The following is a 12,736-nucleotide window of genomic DNA, read 5'->3' on the forward strand; positions in this document are numbered from 1 at the left end:
CTACACCTCCCGCGCCATGCGGCGGACGAGGTGGAGGAAGAAGGGCGCGCCGACGAGGGCGGTGAGCACGCCCAGCTTCAGGTCACGTTCGGGCGCGATCACGCGGGTGGCGATATCGGCGGCCAGCAAGATCGCCGCGCCGGTCAGCGCCGAGGCGGGCAGCAGGCGCGAGGGGCGGGCGCCGACGGCGCGGCGCATCAGGTGGGGGGCGATCAGGCCGACGAAGCCTACCGCCCCCGCCACCGCGACCGAGGCGCCGACCAGCGCGGCGGTTCCCAGCACCAGCTTCAGCCGCAGGCGGGTGAGGTTGATGCCGAGGCTTGCGGCCGCATCCTCCCCCAGCGTCAGCGCGTCGAGGCCGCGGCCGGTAGTGGCGATCAGGGCGGCGCCGAGGGCCAGGAAGGGCAGCGCGAGGGCGACGTGCAGGAGGGAGCGGTCGGCGAGGGAGCCCATCATCCAGAATACGATTTCCGAGGCCGCATAGGGGTTGGGCGCAAGGTTCAGCACCAGCGAGGTGAGCGCCCCGGCCAAGGATGACACGGCGATGCCGGCGAGGATCAGCGAAAGCGCATTGCCGCGGGGGCCGGCCAGCATCAGGATCACCCCGACCGAGAGCCCTGCCCCGGCCAGCGCCATTAGCGGCAAGGCCAGCGCGAAGCTGGCGTAGATGCCGGTATGGATCGCCAGCACCGCGCCAAGCGCCGCGGCGGCAGAGGTGCCGATCAGCCCGGGCTCCGCCAGCGGGTTGCGCAAGAAGCCCTGCATCGCGGCACCCGCCAACCCGAGCGAGGCGCCGATGGCGAGGCCGAGGATGGCGCGCGGCAGGCGGATCTCGCGCATCACCAGCACCTCGGCGCCGCCCTGCCCGGTGAACAGCGCGAGAAGGCCGCGGCCGGGGGGGATGCCGGCGGGGCCGACGACCAGCGAGGCGATGAACAGCGCCACCACCAACGCCACCAGCGACAGGACCAGGGCGCGCTGGTCCGGCAGGGTCTTGAGGCTTGGCTGGGGGATCATTCGCGCTCCATCTGGCGGCGAAGCTGGGTCAGGGCGGCGATGGCGTCAAGCACCCTTGGCGTGGCGCAGATCCAGTCCTGATGCGCGACCACATCGGCGCGGCGCATGTGGGCCAGCGCGGGGTGGGACAGCACCGCCTGCGCGCGGGCGCGCTTGGTGCCGGGGCGGCCGGTCTCGGTGATCACCACCTCGGGCGCCGACATCACCAGCACCTCGAGCGGCATCCGCCCGCCCCAGTCCAGCCCATGCTCGGTGGCGATATTGTCGAAGCCCGCGGCCTGCATCACCTGCCCTTCCAGCGTGCGGGCGCCCGAGGCATAGCTGCCCTCGGAATAAAGCGCCGCACGGGGGCGGCGGAGGGGGGGCGTGCTGAGGGCCGCCAGTTGTGCGTCGAAGTCGGCCAACAGGTCCGCCGCGCGCTGCGGTTGGCCAAGGGCGGCGCCCATGTCGGTGATGGATTGGCGCAACTCGTCCATCGTGGCACCCGGGGGGTAGGTTTCGACATGGAGGCCGAGGCGGTTCAGCATCGACAGGGTGCCGGGGGAGGAGAAGGTGGAGGCGAGCACGAGGTCGGGCTTGAGGAGGTAAAGTTCCTCGGCGCGGCCCCGGTTGGAGGGGTAGGCGGCGGCCTCCTCGGCCATCGCCGAGGCGGAGGGGTCGGAGGCCATGTAGGACAGCGAGACGATCTGCGAGGGGTCCGCCAGCAGCAGGGCGAGCTGGTCGGTGCAGAGGTTCATGGAGACGACGCGCGCGGGCGCCTCTGCCTGCGCGGCACCGACAAGCGCCAGCACCACGGCAAGCGCGGCCCCTGCCCTGCGGGCAAGGGCCGCGCCCGAAGGCGCGCGATCAGAAGCTGCGGCGCAGGCCGACATAGAAGGCCTGATCGGAGGTGCCGTAGCCGTCCCAGAGTTGGTATTGCTCGTCGAAGAGGTTCTCGATGCGCAGGTAGGCTTCGGTATCGTTGCCGAAGTCATAGCTGACCGTGGCATTTGCGACGGTGTAATCCGGCAGGGTCGGCCGGTCCGCGACGTGCAGCACGGTGAAGCTGCCCGAGAGGGCCTCGGTCAGGTCGGCATCGACGCCAAGCGCCAGCTGGTGCCGGCCGAAGCCGGAATTCCAGGTGCTGCCAGAGCTGAGGCTGGGGTTCGAGGCATCGGTGTAGGTATAGGCGCCGGTGAAGGACAGGCGGTCATTGAGGGCCAGTTCACCCTCCAGCTCCACCCCGCTGCGGCGGGTGGTGCCGGGGATCTGCGCATAGGCCCCCCAGGGTGGGCTGGAAAGGTTGACGTAGTCGATCAGGTTTTCGGTTTCGATCCAGAACAGCGTGGCACGCAAGGCGGCCGCATCGCCCCAGCGTTTCTCGATGCCAAGATCGGCGGAGGTGCTTTCCTCGGCTTCCAGCGTGTCATCGCCGTAGGGGCCGTAGAGTTCATAGAGCGAGGGGGCACGGAAGCCGGTGCCAAGCGCGGCGCGGACGGTGATATCGGGCGCGGCCTGCCAGGCCGCGGCGAGGCGGCCGGTGGTGAAGCCGCCGAAGTCGCTGTGATCGTCATGGCGGAGCGAGGCGGTCAGGTCGAAGCTCGCGCCCGGGGCCCAGGCATATTCGGCGAAGAGGCCGGAGATGGAGGCATCGCCCTTCGAGGCACCGTAGGTCGAGGTTTCGGTGTACTCCTCATCGGTGGTATCGGCGCCGAAGACCAACCGGCCTTGGCCAAGATCGGTGCCGGTCTTCCACGACAGGCCGCGCCGCTCTCCGGTAAAGTCGTTGTAGCTGGCGCCGAAGCTGGTGGAGCCGCTGAGCCCTCGTTCGATCTCGAACCAGGTCGCGGCGAGTTCATGATCGAAGCGGCCGGTCTCAAACTGCGCGTAGAGGCGCAGGCCCTTGGAGGTGGAGTCCGACTCCTCATCCGGGCTGCCATCTGCCAGCGGGAACCCCTCGTCATACTCGCCGTCAGTGTCCTCGACGAAGGCCGAGAAGCCGAGGACAACGCCGTTCTGCAGCTCGGTCTCGCCGCGCAGGGTCAGGCGGGTGGCCTCGTAGCCGTCGGCCTCGGTGTTGCCATCCGCCTTGTCGGCGGCGGAGAAGCCGCTGGTGGTGATCTGGCTGAGGGTGAAGCCGAGCGCGCCCGCCGTGCCCCGAACGCCGTAGCCGAGGGTGGCGGCGTAGGTGTCGTAGCTGCCGGCCTCGAGGGCGAAGCGGCCTTCGCTGCCGATCTCCTCGGGCAGCTGGGTGCTCTCGATGCTGAGCACGCCGCCGACGGCCTGCCCGCCATGCACGGCGGAATGCGAGCCGCGGAGAAGCTCCACGCTCGACACGCCAAGCGTGGTCAGGCGGCCAAAGTCATAGGCCGATTGCGGGCCCGAGGGGTCGGCGACGTCGATGCCGTCAACCAGCACCTTGATGTAGTTCTGCGAGAGCCCGCGCACGGTGATCCCGGTCTGGGTGCCAAGCGGGCCACGGGCAAGGATGCCGACGCCGGGCAGCCGCGCGAGGACCGAGGTCAGCCGGGTTTCGGCGGTCTTGTCCAGATCGTCCTCGGTCAGCACCGAGACCGACACGCCGGTGCGGCGCGTCTCTTGCGGCTCTTGCGCGCCGGTGATGACGATTTCGTCCAGCAAGATCGTGTCCTGCGCGAGGGCTGGCGCGGCGGCGAGGCCGGTCAGCAGCGCAAGGCAGGCGGTGGCGGGAAGCGGGAAACGAAGGAGAGAGGGGCTGAGCCTCATGGCAATCTTGCCTTTCCGGAACGCGCGGGGGGCTGCCCCGGCGCATGACGATATCTGTCCTTGGAAATGGCTAGCCAATTCCGCCGACGGTGAGTGTCGTCACCACTGCGGAATACCGCATCCAGGGCACGCCCCGCGCCCGGAATAGGGTGATCACCTCGGCAGGTCTCCTGACTTGCGGGTCAACGCTTCAAGCCGCCTTCCCGGGGGATCCCCAGTGGCATGTCGGCCGTCGCTCTCCGCCTACAGTTGCGGGGGCAGCCCCGGAGTTGCGCCTGTCGGGCGCGCACCGGGTTCCCTTTTCATCCGCCCCTCGCAAGGCGGAACCGAAGTGGGCTTTCTCTCGCCGGAAATGGGCGGGACTGTCAAGCGGGATCGATCACGGGGGCGTGCGTGGGGTCTGTCGGGCCGAAGAAGCGGGGGGCCTTCTGCCCCCCGCGCCCCCCGAGAGTATTTCTACAAGGCAAAGGGGGAAGTCAGGCGCGGTTCCGGGGAGGGGGCGCGCCAAGAATGTGAGTCCCCTGCCCCGAGCAATTTCAGCCGGCGATAGGCGACTTCCAGCGACCGTCGGCCGCGGCGCAGCCATAGGGCGGCAGGGTCTGGGTGCCGAAGCTTTCCTGCAGCTTTGCGCAGCCCCAATCCTGCACGAAGCCCGGCATGTAGGCGTGCAGCCCGATACCGACCTCGTCGAAGGGCGTGGCCGCGTTGCCGATATTGGCGACCCATATGTAGTAGCGCCCGCCAAGGACGATCACTGCGGCGAAGGCAACAACCGCCAGAATAGTAAGGGATTTTTTCATGTCGCTCTCTGAAGGAGGGTTGATCGAGCCCGGCGTCTACGGCAGCGGGGCGCGATGATCCAGAGCGGATGGCATGACCGAAAGACGGCGGGGGTCTTCTGCCCCTCAATCGCAACAAGGCGGGGGGCCGTCTGCCCCCCGCGCCCCCCGAGGATATTTTTGCCAGCAAGAAGGGGAAGGGGCGCGGGGTCACCGGGTGGTCGTGGCCTCAGAACAGGAAGTAGCGCTGTGCGAGGGGGAGTTCCTTGGCGGGCTCGCAGGTGAGGAGTTCGCCGTCGGCGCGGACCTCGTAGGTTTCGGGGTTCACCTCGATCATCGGGGTGGCGCTGTTGTGGATCATGTCGGCCTTGCCGATGGTGCGGGTGCCTTCGACGGCGACCGTTTCCTTGGCGAGGCCGATGCGGGCGCGCAGGCCGTCTGCCTGGGCGGCCTGGGACACGAACAGGATCGCCGAGCGCTCGACGCTGCGGCCGAAGGCGCCGAACATGGGGCGGGTATGGACCGGCTGCGGGGTGGGGATCGAGGCGTTGGGATCGCCCATCTGCGCCACGACGATGCTGCCGCCGATCAGCACCATTTCCGGTTTGGCGCCGAAGAAGGCCGGGCTCCACAACACCAGATCGGCGCGCTTGCCTTCCTCGATGCTGCCGATATGGCGGCTCATTCCTTGGGCGATGGCCGGGTTGATCGTGTATTTCGCCACGTAGCGGCGCACTCGGATATTGTCGTTGTCGCCGGTTTCTTCGGCAAGGCGCCCGCGTTGCAGTTTCATCTTGTGGGCGGTCTGCCAGGTGCGGATGATCACCTCGCCCACCCGCCCCATCGCCTGGCTGTCCGAGGAGAGGATCGAGAAGGCGCCCATGTCATGCAGGATGTCCTCGGCGGCGATGGTCTCCTTGCGGATGCGGCTTTCGGCGAAGGCCACATCCTCGGGGATCGCGGCGTCGAGATGGTGGCAGACCATCAGCATGTCGAGATGCTCTTCGAGCGTGTTCACCGTGTAGGGCATGGTCGGGTTGGTCGAGGAAGGGATCACGTTCTGGCTGCTGACCACCTTCATGATGTCGGGCGCATGACCGCCGCCGGCGCCTTCGGTGTGGAAGGCGTGGATGGTGCGGCCCTTGATGGCGGCGAGGGTATTCTCGACAAAGCCGCTCTCGTTCAGCGTGTCGGTGTGGATCATCACCTGCACGTCCATGTCATCGGCCACCGACAGGCAGCAATCGATGGCGCCGGGGGTGGTGCCCCAATCCTCATGCAGTTTCAGCGCGCAGGCGCCGGCGGTGACCATTTCGACCAGCGCCGCGGGTTGGCTGGCATTGCCCTTGCCCGAGAGGCCGAAGTTCATCGGGAAGGCGTCCAGCGATTGCAGCATCCGCTCGATATGCCAGGGGCCCGGGGTGCAGGTGGTGGCGAGCGTGCCATGCGCCGGGCCGGTGCCGCCGCCGAGCATGGTGGTGATGCCCGAATGCAGCGCATCCTCGATCTGCTGGGGGGCGATGAAATGGATATGCGCATCGAAGCCGCCGGCGGTGAGGATGCGGCCCTCGCCCGCGATCACCTCTGTCCCCGGGCCGACGATCACGGTGACGCCGGGCTGGGTGTCGGGGTTACCGGCCTTGCCGATCTTGTGGATGCGCCCCGAACGCAGGCCGACATCGGCCTTGTAGATCCCGCTATGGTCGAGGATCAGCGCGTTGGTGATGACGGTGTCCACCGCGCCCTCGGCCCGCGTGGCCTGGGATTGGCCCATGCCGTCGCGGATGACCTTGCCGCCGCCGAACTTCACCTCTTCGCCATAAGTGGTCAGGTCGCGCTCCACCTCGATGATCAGGTCGGTATCGCCAAGCCGCAGCCGGTCGCCGGTGGTGGGGCCATACATGTCGGCATAGGTGGCGCGGGAGATCTTGGCGGGCATTCGGGCCTCCGGGGGCGTTCGGGGGAGTGTTGCCTGCGGATTTCGGCGCGGGAGTGCGGGGATGTCAAATACCGGCTGCGGGTTCGGGGCAAGGCGCGCGGCGGGATTGGGCGGTTGCTTAAGATTTGGGCAGAGCGGGGCGGTTTGCCTTTGGTCGCACCAGCGGTTCGGGGGCCCGGGTCAGGAATGCCTTACCCCTGCGACATATTGACACAAACTGAGGATATCGAGGATAGAGGCGTCCTCTGCAGCCCCTGAATTTCCGGCTGCGGCGCCTTTGCAGTTCAGGTATCGCCCGATGGTTTCGGGCCAAGATTTCCGGGGGATTTAGCCCCCGACGCGCGACCCCATTTCCGCCCCATAAGGGGCTCCAGCCCAGAGCCAGATCATGATGACCATTCGTCTTTCGCAGGGCTTTTGCGCCCTGATGTTCCTCGCCGTCCTTCTGCCCGCCACCTCCGCGCAAGCTGGCCCCTCTGCCGAGCGCGGCGAATACCTTGTCCGCGGCCCTGCCGGTTGCGGCAATTGCCATACCCCGCTTGGCCCCGAAGGTCCGGTGCCCGGGATGGAGTTTGCCGGGCGGCTGGTCGAGGACAATCCTGCATTCACCGCCTATGCGCCGAACCTGACCCCCGCTGGCCCAATCGGCGCGTGGAGCGATGCCGAGCTGTCCCGCGCGATCCGTGAAGGGCTGCGGCCCGATGGATCCTTGATCGGGCCACCGATGCCCTTTGCGATGTATCGCGGGCTGGGGGATGAGGATCTGCAGTCGATCGTGATGTTCCTGCGGACGCTCGAGCCGGTGGAGAATATGGTCCCCGCCTCCAGCTACCGCATTCCGCTGCCGCCGGCTTATGGGCCAGCGGTGGAGAGCGTTACGGCGCCAGACGCCGGAGTGACCGCCGAGTATGGCGCCTATCTGGCGGGGCCGGTCATGCATTGCATGGAATGCCACACGCCGATGGGCCCGCAAGGCCCGATGCTGGACACCGACCTTGGCCGCGGCGGCTTCGCGTTTGTCGGGCCCTGGGGCACGTCGGTCGCCAGCAACCTGACCCCGCATGAGACGGACGGGATCGGGCGCTACGACGATGCCGAGCTGAAGGCGATGATCACCGAGGGCACCCGCCCCGACGGGTCGAAGATGCTGCCGCCGATGCCCTATGCATATCTGGCCGCGATGACGCCCGAGGATCTGGACGCGGTCGTGCTCTATCTGCGCAGCCTGCCGCCCTTGCCTTCGGCGAAGTGACGCGAGGCCCGTGCAGGATCAGCCGGAGATCAGGCGCGGGCCGAGCTTGCCAAGGCGTCGGGCATTGGCGGCAGTCTTGACGCCGATGGGCTTCATCCCGGCGCGCATCACGCCGGCCGGTGCCGCGCCGGCCATGAAGGCAGAGCTGGCAGCGCACCAAGCGTCGAGCATCGCCGTCGGCTTTTCCTCTATCATCCGGGTCATTTCTTGCGGCTTGGTGGCCCAGAGGCCCATCATCCCCGCCATGCGGAAGGCGATGACCGCCTGCGCCTCGACGGCGATCCGCCAGAAATCCATCCCCGCGTGGAAGGATGCGAGGGAAGTGTTACGCTGTGCCATGGGCCGCTCCTGTTGCTGCAACTGCACAAGCGCCGGGAGCCCCACATGTTCCCGGTATAGCTGCCATGCTGTGGTGGAGGGGCGGGAGGAAAACGGGGCGGAGAGCGGGCGCTTGCATTTTACGCTAGCAGATCTTTTCGTGCCGCCATGAACAACAAGCACCGCAAGACCCTTGCCGCAGTGTTCACCGACCCCGTGCCCGGCACTGTCGAATGGGCGGCGATTGAAAGCCTGCTGCTGGCCGCCGGGGCACGGCTGATCGAAGGGCGCGGATCCCGGGTGCGTTTCGAGAAGGATGGCGAGGTGGCGACGTTTCATCGCCCGCACCCCGCCAAGGAAGCCAAGCGATACCAGTTGCGCGATGCCCGCGACGTGTCGGACCGGATCGGGGTGAGACCATGAGCAACTCCATGACCTACAAGGGCTATACCGCCCGCATCGACTATGACGACGAGGACGGGATCTTCACCGGCAAGATTGCCGGGATCCGCGACGGGGTGGGCTTTCATGCCGACAGCGTCGACGCGCTGCGCGAGGCCTTCCATGAGGCGGTGGAAGATTACCTCGAGACCTGCGCCCGCATCGGCAAGGAACCGCAGAAGGCCTATTCCGGGCAAGTGATGTTCCGCGTCAGCCCCGAGGTTCACCGCCGTGCCGCGCTGGCCGCCGAATTGTCGGGCAAGAGCCTGAACCAATGGGCAGAGGAAGTGCTGGACCGCGCCGCGGGGTAAGTGCCTGGGACGCCCTCCTCACATCGGCGCGGCCAGAGCCAGCAACTCCTCGGTGCGGGCCTCGGTCAGGCGGGCGCGGCAGCCGTAGATCACCATCGGCTCGGCCGATCCGCCGCGCATCTGGTAGCCCTCCGCGGTGCAGGCGAGGTCGCGGTAGCTGACCCAGGCGCGCTGCGCCGCGCGCAGGGCATCGGCGGCGCCCTTCAGGTCTGCGGGCTGGCCTTCGTCCAGCGCGCGCATCGCAGCCATGGCCGGGGCCCAGGCGGCGTTCAAATCGGCATCGGCGGCGATCCAGTCCTGCTCGGCGCAGAAGGTCATCTCCATCTGGGTCTTCGCATTGGCACAGTCGATGTCGGGCGCGTCCTGCGCGAGAGACGGCAGCGGGGTGAGGAATAGCAGGGCGGCGGCAAGGCGGGCGTGGGTCATGGCAGGCTCCATCAGCGGGTTGGGCGCAAGATGCCCCCGCCGGCTGCGCGGCGCCAGCCCCAAGCGCCAGCTTAAAGCTCGCCCATGACCTTCTGGTTAAACCCGAACACCCGCCGCGCGCCGCGATAGGGCACCAGATGCACCTCGCGGGTCTGGCCCGGCTCGAAGCGCACCGCAGTGCCGGCGGCGATGTCGAGGCGCTGACCGCGGGCGGCATCCCGGTCGAAGGACAGACCCGCATTGGTCTCGGCAAAGTGGTAATGGCTGCCGACCTGGATCGGCCGGTCGCCGGTATTGGCGACCAGAAGCGTGGTGACGGGCTGGCCGGCATTCAGCTCGATCTCGCCATCGGCGGGGAAAATCTCTCCGGGGATCATCGCACCCTCCTATCCTGTAACGGCAAGGGCGAGCCCTGCCCCGGCCGCGCCAAGGCCAAGCATCCGTACCGCGAAGGCCAGCCGTGCGAGGCCGAAGCCAAGCGCCAGCCCTGCCCCGTGCAGCGCGGCCGTCGCCAGAGCGAAGCCCGCCGCATAGGCCGCCATGCCGGTGCCCGGACCTTCGGCGCCATGCGCATGGCCATGCGCCATGCCGAAGAGCGCGATCATCGCCAGCGCCGGGACCAGCGGCACTCGCGCGGCCAATGCCACCACCGCGCCGAGGACGACGATAGAGGCGAGGATCATCGGCTCCACCGCCGGGAAGCCGATGCCCGCCATGCCCATCGCCCCGCCCGCCAGCATCGCGCCGACGAAGGTCAAGGGGGCCGCCCAAACAGCGCGCCCGCCGGTCTGCGCGGCCCAGAGGCCCACCGCCACCATCGCCAGCACATGGTCGAGCCCGCCAACCGGGTGCATCATGCCGGAGGCAAGGCTGCCGGCCTCATGCCCGGTATGGGCCAGCGCGGCAGTCGGCAGCATCAGGGCGGTCAGGAGTGGCAGTCTTTTCATCGGTCCCTCGGTTTCTTATCGAATCGGGTGGTGGACGGTCACCAGCTTGGTGCCATCGGGAAAGGTCGCCTCGACCTGAACGTCGGGGATCATTTCGGGGATGCCGTCCATGCACTGATCCGCGGTGATCACATGCGCGCCGGCCTGCATCAGGTCGGCGACGCTGCGCCCATCCCGCGCGCCCTCGACCACGAAATCGGTGATCAGCGCGATGACTTCGGGGTGGTTCAGCTTCACCCCCCGCGCCAGCCGCCCGCGCGCCACCATGGCGGCAAGGCTGATCAGCAGCTTGTCTTTCTCCCGCGGGGTCAGGTTCATGCGTCTTCCCTCAGATCTGCCAGACTCGCGGCAGGCTGGCGCCGCCGCGCAGGATATGCAAGGCCCGAGCGACGGCGCGCTTCATCGGAAGGCCATCGGCGGCGCGGATGCGGACAAGGCAGCGCCCGTCCCAGCCCGACACGGCGGCTTCGGCATCCTCCAGCCCCGCCAGCGCGGCGCGCAGGGGGCCCGCGGCATCCTCTGCCCCGTTGGCGACCAGCGCCAGCATCGCCACCGCCCGCGCGCCGGCCAGCAGCGCCGGGCGCGGGCCAGTGCCGGGGAGAGAAAGGCTCGCCCCGGTCAGCGCAAAGGGATCGACCAGCACCGGCACCGCCCCGCGCCAGACCTCGCGCCGGTCCGACAGCGCCACTTGCGCCACCGCCTCGCCCATCGCGGCGCGCCCCAGCACCAGCATCTCGGCCAGCAGCACCGAGGCGCCGGGGGCCAGATCGGCGCGTGTGCGGCGCGAGAGGGCGGCGCCGTTGAAGAGGATCGTCTCCTGCGGCAGCCAGTCGGCATGGGCGCCGGGCCCCAGCGTCAGCCGCACCTGCATGGAGGCTCGCCCGCCCTCCGGCCCGCCCGCGGTATAGGCCCGCTCTGCCGTCTGCGTGGTGGCAACGGCGCGGGCCCCGGGGCCGAGGTCCAGCGCATAGCGCAGCACGTCGCCCCCCGTCAGGCCGCCAGCGGTATTGAGGAACACCACCTCGGGGTCAGGCCCATGGATCCGCGGCAGCATCGCCTTGGCCGAGCCCGATTGCCACAGATCCGCCAGATGGGTGCGCCCGGCCTTGGCAATCATTTCCACTGCCGCCTCGCCCTTCACGCGCTGCATCGCCCCGCGGAGGGGGGTGGGCGGGATCGGGATGGGGGCGGGATCGTGGAACATGGCTCAAGGGTAAATCCGGGCAGAGGTCCGCACCATCCGCCGCGCTTTGCGGTTGCGGCGAGAGGCGGCAACGCCGGTGGCGGGTGCCCGCGCAACAGGCACCCTCGCCCAAAAGTCAGGCGGCACAGAAATCCCGCCCGGCCGCCGACGCACTGGAAACGCAGCAAAGACCTGTGTAGGACAGCGCGAAACCAGCAGCCGAGGGCGCCATGACAACCACACTCACCCTGCGCCGCCCAGACGATTGGCACCTGCATCTGCGCGATGGCGAGATGATGAAAGCGGTTCTGCCCGAAAGCGCCCGCCACTTCGCCCGCGCGATCATCATGCCCAACCTCGTGCCGCCGGTGGTCACCGCCGCAGATGCCGCCGCCTACCGCGCCCGCATCCTCGCCGCCCTGCCCGACGGGATGGCGTTCGAGCCGCTGATGACGCTCTACCTGACCGAAGACACCGACCCCGCCGATGTGCGGGCGGCGGCGGCAAGCGGGCTGGTCAAGGCCGTCAAGCTCTACCCCGCTGGCGCCACCACCAACAGCCATGGCGGCGTGCGCGACTTCGCCAAGGTCCGCGCCGTGCTGGAGCTGATGGCCGAGATCGGCCTGCCGCTGTGTATCCACGGCGAGGTGACGACGCCCGAGGTGGATATCTTCGACCGCGAGGCGGTGTTCATCGACACGGTGCTGGACCCGCTGCGCCGCGCCACGCCGGGGCTGCGGGTGGTGATGGAGCACATCACCACCGGGCAGGGCGTGGAGTATGCGCGCAGTGGCGGCGATGACCTTGGCGCCACCATCACCACCCATCACCTGATCATCAACCGCAACCACATCCTCGCCGGCGGCATCAAGCCGCATTACTACTGCCTGCCCGTCGCCAAGCGCGAGGAGCACCGGCTGGCGCTGCGCGCGGCCGCGACCTCGGGCGAGGCGCGGTTCTTCCTCGGCACCGATTCCGCGCCGCATCCGGACCGTCTGAAGGAACATGCCTGCGGCTGCGCCGGCTGCTTCACCGCGACAAATACCATGAGCCTTCTGGCCCATGTCTTCGAGGAAGACGGCGCGCTGGACCGGCTCGAGGCCTTCGCCAGCCTGAACGGCCCCGGCTTCTACCGCCTGCCGGTGAACGAGGCGCGCCTCACGCTGGTCAAGGGCGAGGCCCCGGCAGAGTTCCCCGCCAAGATCACCGCGGGCGCCGAAGCGGTCACCGTCTTCGACCCCGGCTTCCCGGTCCACTGGACCATCGCACCCTGATGCTTCGTTTTGGCCCAAATATCCCACGGGGGTCCGGGGGTGTGAAACCCCCGGCGTCGCAACGCTGGCAGGCGCCGGGGCGCTGCCCCGGACCCCGGGATACTTAAGCCAAAACGAAACCATGA

General features: G+C 68.6%; 15 protein-coding genes and 1 riboswitch. Of the genes, 4 read left to right on the top strand and 11 right to left on the bottom strand.

All coding sequences use genetic code 11. From position 1 onward, the window contains the following. The 5 genes from Q8S30_RS07880 to ureC all read right to left on the bottom strand — a co-directional run bounded on the left by Q8S30_RS07880 (position 1) and on the right by ureC (position 6,459). Positions 1-1,017, bottom strand: a complete 1,017-nt coding sequence (locus Q8S30_RS07880) for an iron ABC transporter permease (RefSeq protein WP_305665461.1) — start codon at positions 1,015-1,017, stop codon at positions 1-3. After that, positions 1,014-1,808, bottom strand: coding sequence for an ABC transporter substrate-binding protein (locus tag Q8S30_RS07885; RefSeq protein ID WP_305665462.1), 795 nt, complete (start codon positions 1,806-1,808; stop codon positions 1,014-1,016). The genes Q8S30_RS07880 and Q8S30_RS07885 overlap by 4 nt, the downstream gene beginning before the upstream one ends. A gap of 55 nt (positions 1,809-1,863) precedes the next feature. Then, positions 1,864-3,741, bottom strand: coding sequence for a TonB-dependent siderophore receptor (locus Q8S30_RS07890; RefSeq protein ID WP_305665463.1), 1,878 nt, complete (start codon positions 3,739-3,741; stop codon positions 1,864-1,866). A 142-nt stretch (positions 3,742-3,883) separates the two neighbouring features. Next, a riboswitch (cobalamin riboswitch) is annotated at positions 3,884-4,087 on the bottom strand. A gap of 190 nt (positions 4,088-4,277) precedes the next feature. Then, positions 4,278-4,541, bottom strand: coding sequence for a hypothetical protein (locus tag Q8S30_RS07895; protein ID WP_305665464.1), 264 nt, complete (start codon positions 4,539-4,541; stop codon positions 4,278-4,280). A gap of 208 nt (positions 4,542-4,749) precedes the next feature. Beyond that, positions 4,750-6,459 carry an urease subunit alpha gene (gene ureC, locus Q8S30_RS07900; protein WP_305665465.1) on the bottom strand — a complete coding sequence of 570 codons (1,710 nt, stop codon included), beginning with the start codon at positions 6,457-6,459 and terminating at the stop codon, positions 4,750-4,752. 391 nt (positions 6,460-6,850) lie between these two features. Here ureC and Q8S30_RS07905 point away from each other — a divergent pair, with 391 nt between their 5' ends. Beyond that, the gene (locus tag Q8S30_RS07905; protein WP_305665466.1) at positions 6,851-7,711 is read left to right on the top strand and encodes a cytochrome C; all 861 of its coding nucleotides are present in this window, start codon (positions 6,851-6,853) and stop codon (positions 7,709-7,711) included. 18 nt (positions 7,712-7,729) lie between these two features. On the opposite strand, the gene Q8S30_RS07910 is transcribed toward Q8S30_RS07905, so the two are convergent. Beyond that, on the bottom strand, positions 7,730-8,050 hold the full coding sequence (locus tag Q8S30_RS07910) for an antifreeze protein (protein ID WP_305665467.1): 321 nt from the start codon (positions 8,048-8,050) through the stop codon (positions 7,730-7,732). A 147-nt stretch (positions 8,051-8,197) separates the two neighbouring features. Here Q8S30_RS07910 and Q8S30_RS07915 point away from each other — a divergent pair, with 147 nt between their 5' ends. Continuing rightward, positions 8,198-8,452 carry a type II toxin-antitoxin system HicA family toxin gene (locus tag Q8S30_RS07915; RefSeq protein ID WP_305665468.1) on the top strand — a complete coding sequence of 85 codons (255 nt, stop codon included), beginning with the start codon at positions 8,198-8,200 and terminating at the stop codon, positions 8,450-8,452. After that, a complete protein-coding gene (locus tag Q8S30_RS07920) occupies positions 8,449-8,781 on the top strand; it encodes a type II toxin-antitoxin system HicB family antitoxin (RefSeq protein ID WP_305665469.1) in 333 nt (110 codons plus the stop codon). Before Q8S30_RS07915 ends, Q8S30_RS07920 begins: the two co-directional genes overlap by 4 nt. A gap of 18 nt (positions 8,782-8,799) precedes the next feature. Here the strand turns inward: Q8S30_RS07920 and Q8S30_RS07925 are convergent, their stop codons facing one another. The 5 genes from Q8S30_RS07925 to Q8S30_RS07945 all read right to left on the bottom strand — a co-directional run bounded on the left by Q8S30_RS07925 (position 8,800) and on the right by Q8S30_RS07945 (position 11,358). Continuing rightward, complete coding sequence (locus Q8S30_RS07925; protein WP_305665470.1) at positions 8,800-9,207, bottom strand: lysozyme inhibitor LprI family protein; 408 nt, start codon at positions 9,205-9,207, stop codon at positions 8,800-8,802. Between the two features lie 71 nt (positions 9,208-9,278). Then, positions 9,279-9,584, bottom strand: coding sequence for an urease subunit beta (locus Q8S30_RS07930; RefSeq protein ID WP_305665471.1), 306 nt, complete (start codon positions 9,582-9,584; stop codon positions 9,279-9,281). A gap of 9 nt (positions 9,585-9,593) precedes the next feature. Continuing rightward, the gene (locus Q8S30_RS07935) at positions 9,594-10,154 is read right to left on the bottom strand and encodes a HupE/UreJ family protein (RefSeq protein ID WP_305665472.1); all 561 of its coding nucleotides are present in this window, start codon (positions 10,152-10,154) and stop codon (positions 9,594-9,596) included. Positions 10,155-10,169: 15 nt separating this feature from the next. After that, entirely contained in the window at positions 10,170-10,472 is a 303-nt protein-coding gene (locus tag Q8S30_RS07940) for an urease subunit gamma (protein ID WP_305665473.1), read from the bottom strand. A 10-nt stretch (positions 10,473-10,482) separates the two neighbouring features. Beyond that, positions 10,483-11,358 (bottom strand): urease accessory protein UreD, encoded by an 876-nt coding sequence (locus tag Q8S30_RS07945; RefSeq protein ID WP_305665474.1) that lies wholly within the window; start codon positions 11,356-11,358, stop codon positions 10,483-10,485. A gap of 209 nt (positions 11,359-11,567) precedes the next feature. On the opposite strand from Q8S30_RS07945, the gene pyrC reads away from it, so the two are divergent. Then, a complete protein-coding gene (gene pyrC / locus Q8S30_RS07950) occupies positions 11,568-12,611 on the top strand; it encodes a dihydroorotase (protein WP_305665475.1) in 1,044 nt (347 codons plus the stop codon). Positions 12,612-12,736 lie beyond the last annotated feature (125 nt).

This window comes from Frigidibacter sp. (assembly GCF_030695035.1).
Lineage (GTDB): Bacteria > Pseudomonadota > Alphaproteobacteria > Rhodobacterales > Rhodobacteraceae > Frigidibacter.

Bases quoted from the DNA above. Each gene is read 5' to 3' on its own strand.
- Q8S30_RS07880 (WP_305665461.1), bottom strand. From the start codon at position 1,017: ATGATCCCCCAGCCAAGCCTCAAGACCCTGCCGGACCAGCGCGCCCTG.
- Q8S30_RS07890 (WP_305665463.1), bottom strand. From the start codon at position 3,741: ATGAGGCTCAGCCCCTCTCTCCTTCGTTTCCCGCTTCCCGCCACCGCC.
- Q8S30_RS07895 (WP_305665464.1), bottom strand. From the start codon at position 4,541: ATGAAAAAATCCCTTACTATTCTGGCGGTTGTTGCCTTCGCCGCAGTG.
- ureC (WP_305665465.1), bottom strand. From the start codon at position 6,459: ATGCCCGCCAAGATCTCCCGCGCCACCTATGCCGACATGTATGGCCCC.
- Q8S30_RS07905 (WP_305665466.1), top strand. From the start codon at position 6,851: ATGACCATTCGTCTTTCGCAGGGCTTTTGCGCCCTGATGTTCCTCGCC.
- Q8S30_RS07910 (WP_305665467.1), bottom strand. From the start codon at position 8,050: ATGGCACAGCGTAACACTTCCCTCGCATCCTTCCACGCGGGGATGGAT.
- Q8S30_RS07915 (WP_305665468.1), top strand. From the start codon at position 8,198: ATGAACAACAAGCACCGCAAGACCCTTGCCGCAGTGTTCACCGACCCC.
- Q8S30_RS07920 (WP_305665469.1), top strand. From the start codon at position 8,449: ATGAGCAACTCCATGACCTACAAGGGCTATACCGCCCGCATCGACTAT.
- Q8S30_RS07925 (WP_305665470.1), bottom strand. From the start codon at position 9,207: ATGACCCACGCCCGCCTTGCCGCCGCCCTGCTATTCCTCACCCCGCTG.
- Q8S30_RS07930 (WP_305665471.1), bottom strand. From the start codon at position 9,584: ATGATCCCCGGAGAGATTTTCCCCGCCGATGGCGAGATCGAGCTGAAT.
- Q8S30_RS07935 (WP_305665472.1), bottom strand. From the start codon at position 10,154: ATGAAAAGACTGCCACTCCTGACCGCCCTGATGCTGCCGACTGCCGCG.
- Q8S30_RS07940 (WP_305665473.1), bottom strand. From the start codon at position 10,472: ATGAACCTGACCCCGCGGGAGAAAGACAAGCTGCTGATCAGCCTTGCC.
- Q8S30_RS07945 (WP_305665474.1), bottom strand. From the start codon at position 11,358: ATGTTCCACGATCCCGCCCCCATCCCGATCCCGCCCACCCCCCTCCGC.
- pyrC (WP_305665475.1), top strand. From the start codon at position 11,568: ATGACAACCACACTCACCCTGCGCCGCCCAGACGATTGGCACCTGCAT.